This window comes from Bacillus sp. B1(2022), from assembly GCF_040259625.1.
GTDB classification, from domain to species: Bacteria; Bacillota; Bacilli; order Bacillales; family Bacillaceae; genus Bacillus; species Bacillus velezensis.
Window position 1 is genome coordinate 370,237 of record NZ_JANIFO010000004.1, and the last position, 11,015, is coordinate 381,251.

General features: G+C 47.0%; 7 protein-coding genes, 16 tRNA genes, 1 rRNA gene and 1 riboswitch. Of the genes, 1 reads left to right on the forward strand and 23 read right to left on the reverse strand.

Features of this window, described 5'->3' with window-relative positions; genetic code table 11:
- Position 1: 1 nt before the first annotated feature.
- From NQS30_RS10425 to NQS30_RS10435, 3 genes are all read right to left on the reverse strand, one after another.
- Positions 2-958, reverse strand: a complete 957-nt coding sequence (locus tag NQS30_RS10425) for an ABC transporter permease (protein ID WP_007408412.1) — start codon at positions 956-958, stop codon at positions 2-4.
- Positions 959-1,026: 68 nt separating this feature from the next.
- Positions 1,027-2,748: an ABC transporter substrate-binding protein gene (locus tag NQS30_RS10430; RefSeq protein ID WP_218791534.1), complete on the reverse strand. Its 1,722-nt coding sequence runs from the start codon at positions 2,746-2,748 to the stop codon at positions 1,027-1,029.
- 2 nt (positions 2,749-2,750) lie between these two features.
- The gene (locus tag NQS30_RS10435; RefSeq protein WP_003155431.1) at positions 2,751-2,930 is read right to left on the reverse strand and encodes an FbpB family small basic protein; all 180 of its coding nucleotides are present in this window, start codon (positions 2,928-2,930) and stop codon (positions 2,751-2,753) included.
- 258 nt (positions 2,931-3,188) lie between these two features.
- Here NQS30_RS10435 and NQS30_RS10440 point away from each other — a divergent pair, with 258 nt between their 5' ends.
- Positions 3,189-4,544 (forward strand): FAD-binding oxidoreductase, encoded by a 1,356-nt coding sequence (locus NQS30_RS10440; RefSeq protein WP_218791533.1) that lies wholly within the window; start codon positions 3,189-3,191, stop codon positions 4,542-4,544.
- Positions 4,545-4,584: 40 nt separating this feature from the next.
- Here the strand turns inward: NQS30_RS10440 and thiC are convergent, their stop codons facing one another.
- From thiC to rrf, 20 genes are all read right to left on the reverse strand, one after another.
- Positions 4,585-6,357, reverse strand: coding sequence for a phosphomethylpyrimidine synthase ThiC (gene thiC / locus NQS30_RS10445; protein WP_015239438.1), 1,773 nt, complete (start codon positions 6,355-6,357; stop codon positions 4,585-4,587).
- A 122-nt stretch (positions 6,358-6,479) separates the two neighbouring features.
- A riboswitch (TPP riboswitch) is annotated at positions 6,480-6,590 on the reverse strand.
- A gap of 49 nt (positions 6,591-6,639) precedes the next feature.
- The gene (locus NQS30_RS10450; RefSeq protein ID WP_041482004.1) at positions 6,640-7,338 is read right to left on the reverse strand and encodes a Type 1 glutamine amidotransferase-like domain-containing protein; all 699 of its coding nucleotides are present in this window, start codon (positions 7,336-7,338) and stop codon (positions 6,640-6,642) included.
- An 85-nt stretch (positions 7,339-7,423) separates the two neighbouring features.
- The gene (locus NQS30_RS10455) at positions 7,424-8,995 is read right to left on the reverse strand and encodes a Na+/H+ antiporter NhaC family protein (protein ID WP_015239436.1); all 1,572 of its coding nucleotides are present in this window, start codon (positions 8,993-8,995) and stop codon (positions 7,424-7,426) included.
- 145 nt (positions 8,996-9,140) lie between these two features.
- Positions 9,141-9,222: transfer RNA gene (locus NQS30_RS10460), tRNA-Leu, on the reverse strand.
- 245 nt (positions 9,223-9,467) lie between these two features.
- Positions 9,468-9,556 (reverse strand) — tRNA-Leu (locus NQS30_RS10465).
- 7 nt (positions 9,557-9,563) lie between these two features.
- Positions 9,564-9,634, reverse strand: a tRNA-Cys gene (locus tag NQS30_RS10470).
- 6 nt (positions 9,635-9,640) lie between these two features.
- Positions 9,641-9,715: transfer RNA gene (locus NQS30_RS10475), tRNA-Gly, on the reverse strand.
- A gap of 53 nt (positions 9,716-9,768) precedes the next feature.
- Positions 9,769-9,840: transfer RNA gene (locus NQS30_RS10480), tRNA-Gln, on the reverse strand.
- A gap of 9 nt (positions 9,841-9,849) precedes the next feature.
- A tRNA-His gene (locus NQS30_RS10485) sits at positions 9,850-9,925 on the reverse strand.
- A gap of 29 nt (positions 9,926-9,954) precedes the next feature.
- Positions 9,955-10,028 (reverse strand) — tRNA-Trp (locus NQS30_RS10490).
- An 8-nt stretch (positions 10,029-10,036) separates the two neighbouring features.
- A tRNA-Tyr gene (locus NQS30_RS10495) sits at positions 10,037-10,121 on the reverse strand.
- Between the two features lie 11 nt (positions 10,122-10,132).
- Positions 10,133-10,205, reverse strand: a tRNA-Thr gene (locus NQS30_RS10500).
- 3 nt (positions 10,206-10,208) lie between these two features.
- A tRNA-Phe gene (locus NQS30_RS10505) sits at positions 10,209-10,284 on the reverse strand.
- Positions 10,285-10,294: 10 nt separating this feature from the next.
- A tRNA-Asp gene (locus tag NQS30_RS10510) sits at positions 10,295-10,371 on the reverse strand.
- Between the two features lie 7 nt (positions 10,372-10,378).
- Positions 10,379-10,455 (reverse strand) — tRNA-Met (locus NQS30_RS10515).
- A 7-nt stretch (positions 10,456-10,462) separates the two neighbouring features.
- A tRNA-Val gene (locus NQS30_RS10520) sits at positions 10,463-10,538 on the reverse strand.
- Positions 10,539-10,548: 10 nt separating this feature from the next.
- Positions 10,549-10,620, reverse strand: a tRNA-Glu gene (locus NQS30_RS10525).
- 36 nt (positions 10,621-10,656) lie between these two features.
- Positions 10,657-10,747, reverse strand: a tRNA-Ser gene (locus NQS30_RS10530).
- A 5-nt stretch (positions 10,748-10,752) separates the two neighbouring features.
- Positions 10,753-10,827 (reverse strand) — tRNA-Asn (locus tag NQS30_RS10535).
- 9 nt (positions 10,828-10,836) lie between these two features.
- A 5S ribosomal RNA gene (gene rrf, locus NQS30_RS10540) occupies positions 10,837-10,952 on the reverse strand.
- Between the last annotated feature and the right edge of the window lie 63 nt (positions 10,953-11,015).

Consider the following 11,015-nt stretch of genomic DNA (forward strand, 5'->3'; position numbering starts at 1 on the left):
CCTATTTCAGCCTGACCCGCGGATCAACCGCGGCATAAGCGATATCCGCCAAGAAGTTCCCCACAATCGTTAAACAAGACAAAAACAAGGTAAACGCCATCAAAACCGGATAATCACGATAATGCACAGATTCCAGCTGAATACGTCCGACACCCGGCCACCCGAAAATCTGTTCAATAATGATGGCTCCGGAAAACAGTCCCGGCAGTTCAAAAGCAAGCAGGGTGATGGCCGGAATGAGCGCGTTTTTCAACGCATGTTTCCAGATGACGGTGCGCTCTTTCAATCCCTTCGCTCTCGCCGTTCTGATATAATCCTGTCTGATCACGTCCAGCATGCCGGAGCGGAAATACCTTGTCAGCGAGCCGATACCGAGCATAGATAAAATCACGACCGGAAGAATCATATGTCTGGCGGCTTCAAGCACGTACGAAAAACCTGTACTCGTGCTTCCGGTATCAATCATCCCGCCGACGGGCAATATTTTCAAATCCACCCCAAACCACTTAATAAACAGAAGGCTGATAAAAAAAGACGGGAACGCCATGGAAGCAAAAACAAGAAACGTCACGATCCCGTCAAACCATGAGTATTTCCTGACAGCGGATATGACACCCGTTATCATCGCGGCTGACCATGTGACAAGCAACGCCAAAAATGCGACAAAAAACGAATTCCAGACATATTTCCGAAGCAGTGACAGGACGTTCTCCTGATATTTCAAAGAAAACCCAAAATCTCCGCTGAGCACATTTCCGAGCCATGTCACATAGCGCTGCCAAATCGGCTGATCCAGCCCGTAAAGCGCTTTTAACTCCTGCGCTCTTTCAGGAGTCAGGTTTACATTGGAATCAATATAGTCGCCCGGCAGCATGGCGAATAAGAAAAAAATAATAAAGGACGTACCAAATAAGATCACAAGCATTTGAATGAATCGTTCTGCGGCATACCGTTTCATAAAAAGCCTCTCCTTTCCGCTGAAAGGGCAAAATCCCCGGGATGCACCGGGTATTTTGCCCAACCGTTCTATTGAATTGAGACATTTGAGAGACTTGAACTGATTCCAGAATAATTGTCAGGCACAAGCCCTTTTATTTTTCCGCTGACCGCCCTTGCGCTCTGACGGTAATGAATCAGAATGTAAGGCGGGTTTTCCCCGAGCTCCCGGTACAGCTGGTGATAAATCTCTTTTCTTTTGCTGATATCAAGCGTGCCGGCTCCTTTCTCTATCAGCCGGTCCGCTTTCGGATTGGAATACCCCGTTACATTATTGGGATGGCCGGAAGCCAGCTTTTCCACCGTGTCATTCGGATCAAGAATCTGCGAGGTGGAAACGGCGGCAAGGTCATATTGTTTGTCATTTATTTTCGCTACTTCTGTATTAAAATCCATCACTTCCGGTTTTAATGAGATTCCGATGTCCGCGTAATTTTCTTTCGCGATCGGGATGAAATCATCATCCGCTTTAGACGTGTAATAGCTGATTTCAAGCTTTTTGCCGTTTTTTTCACGTACACCGTCTTTGCCCGTTTTCCAGCCTGCTTCATCGAGAAGCTTTTTGGCTTTTTCAGGGTTAAACGCGTACCGATTGACATCTTTGTCATCATAAGCCCACGAAACCGGAGACACCGGCACATTCGCGACTTCTCCGTAGCGTTTAAAGCGGACATCGACGATTTTTTGACGGTCAAGTCCATAAATAAGCGCCTGGGACACTTCCTTATCTTGAAAAGGCGGACGCTTGTGATTGACGTACACAAGCCCGTAATCATTCACGACAGATACGCTTATATTGGCAAAACCGAGACTTTTTAAATGCTGAACCGTATCATCATCAGGTGAAAAAGAAGCGTAATCAAGGTCACCCGTTTCAAACAGCTGAAGGGAAGTTGACGGATCGATAATTTTATAAATCAGCTTTTCCGTTTTCGGTTTTCCTGCATAATAGTGTTCATTAGCCTGATAGCGTATTTCCTGTCCCGGAAGGTATTCTGTAAATTGATAAGGTCCCGCTCCGAGCGGTTTGGCATAAAGCTCTTTTAAATAGTCCAGTTTGCCGAATTGATAATTCTTTCCGTAGTAGGCTTCTGACAGCATCTGCCCGCCTAAAAGAAGCAGCGACTTCGCACTGACTTTCTCAGTCGTGATTTGAATGGTTCTGTCATCAAGGACGCGAATGCCCTCTATCGTCTTTGCCTTTCCTTCTTTGTAAGCCTTACCGCCTTTAATATAAGCCGTGGTGATATCTTCATAGCCCGCATATGCAGGATCATGCAGCAGTGTTAAAGTGAATGCGGCATCCTTTGCGGTCAGCGGTGAACCGTCGCTGAAAACGAGATTTTTTCTTAAACGGAACGTGTATGTAAGCTGATCTTTGGAAATTTTCCAGCTTTCCGCAAGAGCCGGGGCAGGCTTCCCCGTTTTATCCAATTTGACTAACGGTTCAAAAATAGGATCTGTCGCATTTCCGTCCCAGCCGTTTTCGTAAAAGTACGGCAGAAACACACCGCCCGGCGCGGAAATCCCAGCAACAAAAGTGTCAGTTCTGGCTTTCGATTTAGCGGGAATCGCCGCCGGATGAGAAGCTTTAAATTCCTTTGTCTTGACATGGGCAATACGTGTTTCTTCCTTTTTATCCGCCGCAGATGACGGTTCTTCTCCGGCACTCCCGAACGCGCACCCTGATAACATGCTGGATACCGACAGCGCGAGTACCGTTGTTTTTATCCTCCATTTTCTCTCCTTCATCTTTATCGAACCCCCGCATGCTTTTCATCTATCTTTATATAAATCTGCTCCATCTGTTCCTCATTTCTCATAATCTCCCGTTTGTTTTTCTCTACAAGCAGTTCGAAATTCAATGTGTGTTTTCTGTACTTTTTTCGTTTTTTGCTCTTTTTGCGCACATGTGATACCTTTTTTAACGCCACTTTTCATCCCTCCGCTCTTCATTTCATTCATGACTTTCACGCAAAAAAGGCCCTTATCTGTTTAAAAGATAAGAGCCTTCGGTGATCCGATCAGCCATCGTTTGGAAATATGTAATGATTATGTTAATTCATACAATCCCTACCTGTCAACTACAATTTAAAATATCGTTTCCTTCCGGGGGTTTTCCTCATACACTCTCTCATTTTTCCGCATATGCTAGAAAACATAGCAGATTACAAGTGGAAGTGAGTGAGAATGTGGAAAAGACAACATTGACCGGCCGCATCGTCAAAAAAGATGACCCGGACTATAATGCTGCGAGAACCAATATCAATTTAAGCCTGCAAAGATATCCAGACATCATTGTGTTTTGTCAAAACAAACATGACGCCCTCAATGCGGTGAGATGGGCGCGTGAGAACAATGTGCCTTTCCGTATCAGAGGCGGAAGACACAGCTACGAAAATTTTTCCCTGTTAAATGACGGACTAGTCATTGATCTCAGTGAAATGAAGAAAATAAGAGTAAATGAGGATAAGCGGCTGGTCTCGATTGAAGCGGGAGCCGAATTGGGGGAAGTCTACCGGACACTTTGGCGGTACGGATTGACCCTTCCTGCGGGAACCATTGCGAATGTGGGAATCACGGGGCTGACGCTCGGGGGAGGAATCGGATATTTAACAAGGACAGCCGGACTTACTTGCGATCGTCTCCTCCAGCTCGAAATGATCATAGCGGACGAAAAAGCGGGTGCTGACTTGATCACAGTCAACCGTTCAAAGCACTCTGATCTATTTTGGGCGTCTCAGGGAGGAGGGGGAGGCAACTTCGGCATTGTCACATCCATGATGTTTAAAGCCGTACCGATCTCGTGCGTGTCTGTTTTTTCTGTCACTTGGGGCTGGGATGATTTTGAGGAAGTATTTAACACATGGCAGCGCTGGGCTCCATTTATAGACAACCGGCTTACCTCATCAATTCAGTTTTGGCCTAAGGAAGTAAACCGCATAGAAGCGCTCGGTCAATTTATCGGGACAAAAGATGAGCTGAAAGAACTGCTGGCTCCGTTAATGAAAGCGGGAAAACCGACAAGCGGCATGGTCAAGACAGTGCCATTTATTAAAGCGGCAGCCTTTTTTAACAGCCCGGGAGGCAATCAGCCGCAAAAGATGAAGCGGTCAGGATCCTTTATTGAAAAACCATTATCAACACGCGCAATATCCACTTTAAAGCGCTATTTAGAGCACGCTCCGAACGAAAACGCCAGTGTCTGGCAGCAATCTCTCGGCGGGGCGGCCGGACGGATCGCTCCGGACCAAACGGCATTCTACTATCGCAACGCAATCATTGCCCAAGAATATATTACAACTTGGACATCTGCTGAAGAAGAAAGACAAAATGTCCGCTGGATCGAAGGACTGAGAACGTCCCTATCAAGAGAAACGATGGGAGATTACGTGAATTGGCCTGATAGAGAAATCAGAAACTGGCTGCAAACGTATTACGGAGAAAATTTTCACCGCCTCCGTCAAGTCAAAACGAAATACGATCCGGAAAATATATTCCGCTTTGAACAGAGCATTCCGCCGCTTCGCCGTTCACCGTTTTTCTAAAAAAGATGAAGATGGGCAAACTCCATCTTCATCTTTTCTTTTATTGATATAAACGGCTTCCCTTCTCTGCAAACTCTTTTGCTTTTTCTTTCAGCCCTTCGTTGACGGCCTCGTCTTCAGTAAGTCCGTTTTCCTTCGCATAATCACGAATATCCTGAGAAATTCTCATACTGCAGAACTTCGGACCGCACATCGAACAGAAGTGAGCCGTTTTTGCGCCTTCAGCCGGCAGCGTTTCATCATGATATTCCATTGCTCTTTCAGGATCAAGCGACAAATGAAATTGATCACGCCACCGGAATTCAAACCGCGCCTTAGACAGAGCATCGTCACGGATCTGTGCACCCGGATGCCCTTTAGCAAGGTCTGCGGCATGTGCCGCGATTTTGTACGTAATGACGCCTTCTCTTACATCATCACGATTCGGCAGCCCCAAATGCTCCTTCGGCGTGACATAGCAAAGCATCGCCGTCCCGTACCAGCCGATCATCGCCGCGCCGATTGCTGAAGTAATGTGGTCATAACCCGGAGCGATATCCGTCGTTAATGGCCCGAGCGTGTAAAAAGGCGCCTCTTTACAAATTTCCAGCTGCTTGTCCATGTTTTCCTTAATTTTATGCATCGGCACATGACCCGGTCCTTCGATCATCACTTGCACATCGTGCTTCCACGCAATCTCCGTCAATTCTCCGAGAGTCTCCAATTCCGCAAACTGCGCTTCATCATTGGCATCCGCAATCGAACCGGGGCGAAGCCCGTCACCAAGAGAAAAAGCGATATCATAGGCTTTCATGATTTCACAAATTTCTTCAAAATGCGTGTACAGAAAGCTTTCCTGATGATGAGCCAGGCACCATTGCGCCATAATCGCCCCGCCGCGGGATACGATTCCCGTCGTGCGTTTGGCCGTTAACGGGACGTAACGAAGCAATACGCCGGCATGTATGGTAAAATAATCCACGCCCTGCTCCGCCTGCTCAATCAATGTGTCACGATAAATGTCCCACGTTAAATCCTCGGCAATGCCATTAACTTTTTCAAGCGCCTGATAAATCGGCACCGTCCCCACAGGCACGGGGCAGTTGCGGATAATCCATTCACGCGTCGTATGAATGTCTTTTCCCGTGGATAAGTCCATCATCGTATCGGCGCCCCAGCGAATCGCCCACGTCATTTTTTCGACTTCTTCTTCGATAGAAGATGTAACAGCCGAGTTGCCGATATTGGCATTAATTTTCACATGAAAATTCCGGCCGATAATCATCGGCTCGCTTTCCGGGTGGTTGACGTTAGAAGGAATAATCGCCCGTCCGCTCGCCACCTCTTCCCTGACAAATTCGGGAGACACATGCTCACGTATTGCGATAAACTCCATTTCCGGCGTAATGATGCCTTTTCTCGCATAATGCAATTGTGTTACATTTTTCCCCGGCTTGGCCCGAAGCGGTTTCCGCTGTAGGCCGGGGTATTCGGCGGCACGGCCCTCTTTTTTATAGCCGTTGTCTTCAGGTCTCACGGTCCGGCCGTTATATTCTTCTACATCTCCGCGCCCGGTAATCCACTTTGTGCGGAGCGCCCCCAGCCCTTCATGAATATCAATCTGTACATCCGGGTCTGTATACGGCCCGCTCGTATCATAAACACGGACCGGCGCATTCTCCTCTTCCCCGAATGCCCCTGTAGTCGCACTCAGGCTGATTTCCCGCATCGGCACTCGTATATCGGGCGAAGAACCTTCTGTATAAACCTTTTTACTGCCGGAAAAACTCGACATAATGGAAATGTTCGCTTGCTGTACTGATTGATTTTGCATACAAATCTCTCCTTTATCATTTGAATAACAGAACCAAGCTCAGCACCAGCACAAAAAAACCGGGTTCAAAGAAGAACCCGGTTTTTGCAGTCAGAAAGAAACTATTATTGTTTTCATCAACAATAATAAAACGTTTACTTCCCCACGCTGGTACGAACCAGATCAGGTCCAAAGGGTTAAGAAGCCGCCGCTTCTCTCTCAGCCCGCTCAGACGGGCACCCCCAGTAACTATTGATTTCGCTCTCATCGTAACATAAGTTGTGTACAAAAAAAAGCATATTATCAAAATTCAGATAACGGTACGGTCATAAGCTCTGTTTCCCGAACGCCTTTTTCGGTATTAAAAACCCGATAACCCTTTGCGGTTTCCCGGGAAGAGACAGCCCGGAACAGCTGACCGTCTTTATAATGAAGCGCAGCGCCGTCATCAGCGGCATAACCCTCTCTGAGTTTCATTTCTGAAATCAGACGGTGATACACCGGCCGGCGCTCCGCTTCTCCGTCATAGTGCGGACAAAAGCTTCCCGGCAAAAATCCTAAAGCTCTTAACTCTCTCAAATCTCCAGCCGAATCCGTCAATCCTTCTTCATACCAGCAAATCGCCCCGGCGCTGAGACCCGCCAACATGATGCCGTTTTCCCAAGCCTCACGAAGAATAAGGTCAATCCCCCACTCTTTCCATAAGACAAGCATATTGCGCGTATTTCCGCCGCCGACATATATAATATCTTTCTTCATGAGAAAGGATCTGAGATCAGAACCCGGCGGTTTAAACAGCGACAAGTGATCCGGCTCACACCGCAGCTTTTGAAAGGCCTGATAAAACCTGCCGATATAATTCTCCGAATCTCCGCTTGCCGTCGGCAAAAAACAAATTTTCGGCTCTGACCGCGCCGACTGCTCTAAAATATACTGATCCAGCACAAGATGATCCGGCTCCATGGAAAAGCCCCCGCCGCCCATTGCAATAATCTGCTTCAATGTCATCACCTCTTTTTTCCTCTAGTATAACAGCTCATAAAAAGGCGTTATCCCAATTTCGGATACCGCCTTTAAAAAGTATTTGTTATCTGAAAAATGAAAACGCACCGTATAACACAACGGAGATCCCCGCGGCGATAAGCGCTGGAACAAGCTTCGAACGGGCATACTTCACAACATCGATCCCCAACACCGTACAGGTTGTCACCGTATTATCACTGAGAGGAGAAGCAAACGCTCCAAATGTTCCGCTCGCAAACACGGCCCCGATCGCTAATAATAAACTGGTATGTGACTGAACCGCCAGCGTTACGCCGAGCGGCATTAATAGCCCCCAAGTCCCCCAGGATGACCCGATAAAATAGGATATAACAGCCCCCAGTATAAAAAGAGACGGCGCAATAAACATATGAGGGATCCATGACGTTAAATGAGAAGTAACATATTTCGAGAATCCAAGGTCTTCAGATACTGCTGTTACGGCCCAAATCAGCGATAACATAATAATAACGTTGACCAATTCGTTTCCGCCCTTAATAAAATGGGTAACAAGCTCGCCTGCATGAAAACGCTGAAACATAAAAAGAGCAAATGCTGCAATAACCGCTGCCAATAATGCGGTTAACATGACGCCAAGCATATCGCTTTTGATAAAAGCATTCAAAAACCCTTGTGCTTTTGAATGGCCGTCCCACCAACTGAGAAAGAGTGTTAATAGCAAAAACAGCCCGATCGGAATGATTAAATTCCACGGCCGAATCGGTGTTTCCTTAATATAAGCACGGTGCGCCGAATCCAGCTCCTCCTGCTGGTCAGCATGCTCATCACTTTTGAACATTCCCGTATGTTCACCGTGAATATCTGAGATCGTCCCTGTTTCCATGTTGAATGAACCTGAGCCTTTTGAAAGCAACACACCGCTGTTCCGCGGAATCGGTTCCGTATTTTTGTTATGTTTGCGAGCAGAAGTTTGTCCGCTCTTTTCTGTTTTTTCTAAGCTTTCGTCCGCTTTTTGTTTCTTAAAAAAGCAGTAATAAATTCCGACTACTATAATCACAATGGAGAAAAAATTGAAGGGAATACTTTTCACATACACCGTGTAAGCCGGCTGATCTATTCCTGACGTTTTAAGGGCCTGTCCGATAATGGAAACCATGTAGCCGACAAATGCCGTTGCTATCGGAATCAAGGCAATGACAGGGTTTGCCGTAAACTCAATGGCATACGCAATTTTCTGTTTCGACAGGTCCAGACGCTTGCTTAAAGCTTTCATGATCGGTGCAATTGTGACGATGCGAAAGTCCGGTTCACTGAACGTGCCAAATGTCGACAGCCATGCAAGCAGCATCGCACCTTTTTTGGTTTTAACTTTTTTACTGATCAAATGGACGAATCCTTTTATCCCGCCGGTCAGCTTTATAATCCCTACAAGGCCGGCAAATGAATATAGAAACACAATGATTCTAATATTATTGGTGACGACAATGTTGCTGATTACATATTGAACCATATGCTCAATCCCGCCAAGCAAGCTGGGATGCAAAAGATAGCTTCCGACCAGCAAACCGACAAACAGGCCGGACTGCACTTGCTTTGTAATGATTGAAATGGGAATGACCAGAATAAATGGGATAAGACAAGCCCAAGTCCCTTCCATAAAAAACACCTCTTTCAAAGAACTTCTTGTTAGTATCTTTGAAAAAAGCGGATTTATACAATCAGCAGGTATCATGTTTTCACAAGCCTTGGAGGATATTTTCACACAACAAAAAAGGCTTCTACATATTGTAGAAGCCTTTGTATACCGGTGGCCGGGGTCGAACCGGCACTCCAGAAGGAACACGATTTTGAGTCGTGCGCGTCTGCCAATTCCGCCACACCGGCATGTAATGCGTCGTGTTCAACCGACGTATATAAATATAACATGTATTTCATAAAACGTCAACGGTTTTAGCAAAGTTTTTTAAATGGTAATGCAGTATATACGATACAAGCAAGAAACTTATATTGATAGTCATTATGGTTTTATTATATAAAAAAAGTGATCTGCAATATGCAAATCACTCTCATATATGTTTTATAATGTGAAAACTGATGACCAATTTAACATAGTTCGTTCAAAGTTAAATTGGTGCCGAGGGCCGGACTTGAACCGGCACGGTAGTCACCTACCGCAGGATTTTAAGTCCTGTGTGTCTGCCAATTCCACCACCCCGGCAATAGAAAGGCGACACCCGGATTCGAACCGGGGATAAAGGTTTTGCAGACCTCTGCCTTACCACTTGGCTATGCCGCCGTAATTTGGAGCGGAAGACGGGATTCGAACCCGCGACCCCCACCTTGGCAAGGTGATGTTCTACCACTGAACTACTTCCGCAACATGTAAAGGAACTTAATACATCTTATGCTGTTGTTTTTTAAAAAATGCAACTGGGCTAGCTGGATTCGAACCAACGCATGACGGAGTCAAAGTCCGTTGCCTTACCGCTTGGCTATAGCCCAATGATAAAATGGGGCGATTGATGGGAATCGAACCCACGAGTGCCAGAGCCACAATCTGGTGCGTTAACCACTTCGCCACAACCGCCATAATCTGAAGATGAATAAATAAAATAGTGGCAGGGGCAGTAGGAATCGAACCCACACCGGAGGTTTTGGAGACCTCTGTTCTACCGTTAAACTATGCCCCTATTTAAAATGGTGGAGGGGGGCAGATTCGAACTGCCGAACCCTGAGGGAGCGGATTTACAGTCCGCCGCGTTTAGCCACTTCGCTACCCCTCCATCATTTAGAGTGCCGGCCAGAGGACTTGAACCCCCAACCTACTGATTACAAGTCAGTTGCTCTACCAATTGAGCTAGACCGGCAAATGGTGGCTCGGGACGGAATCGAACCGCCGACACACGGATTTTCAGTCCGTTGCTCTACCAACTGAGCTACCGAGCCTTTTTATAAATGGCGGTCCGGACGGGACTCGAACCCGCGACCTCCTGCGTGACAGGCAGGCATTCTAACCAACTGAACTACCGGACCATTTTTTTGGTTGCGGGGGCAGGATTTGAACCTGCGACCTTCGGGTTATGAGCCCGACGAGCTACCGAACTGCTCCACCCCGCGATGATAATGGTGGAGGATGACGGGCTCGAACCGCCGACCCTCTGCTTGTAAGGCAGATGCTCTCCCAGCTGAGCTAATCCTCCATCATATAAGTGACCCGTACGGGATTCGAACCCGTGTTACCGCCGTGAAAGGGCGGTGTCTTAACCGCTTGACCAACGGGCCCTGGTATTTTTTCGTTTGTTATGTATTGATAATTAGTGGCGGAGAGCAAGGGATTCGAACCCTTGAGACGGGGTTACCGCCTACACGATTTCCAATCGTGCTCCTTCGGCCACTCGGACAGCTCTCCATAAATGGCTCCGCAGGTAGGATTCGAACCTACGACCGATCGGTTAACAGCCGATAGCTCTACCACTGAGCTACTGCGGAATGAAGTCTGCCTGGCGATGTCCTACTCTCACAGGGGGAAACCCCCGACTACCATCGGCGCTGAAGAGCTTAACTTCCGTGTTCGGCATGGGAACGGGTGTGACCTCTTCGCCATCATCACCAGACGTTTTAGTGACATGTATTATTATACTATGTATTTCAGAAAAAGCAAGAGTTTTTCAAAAAAA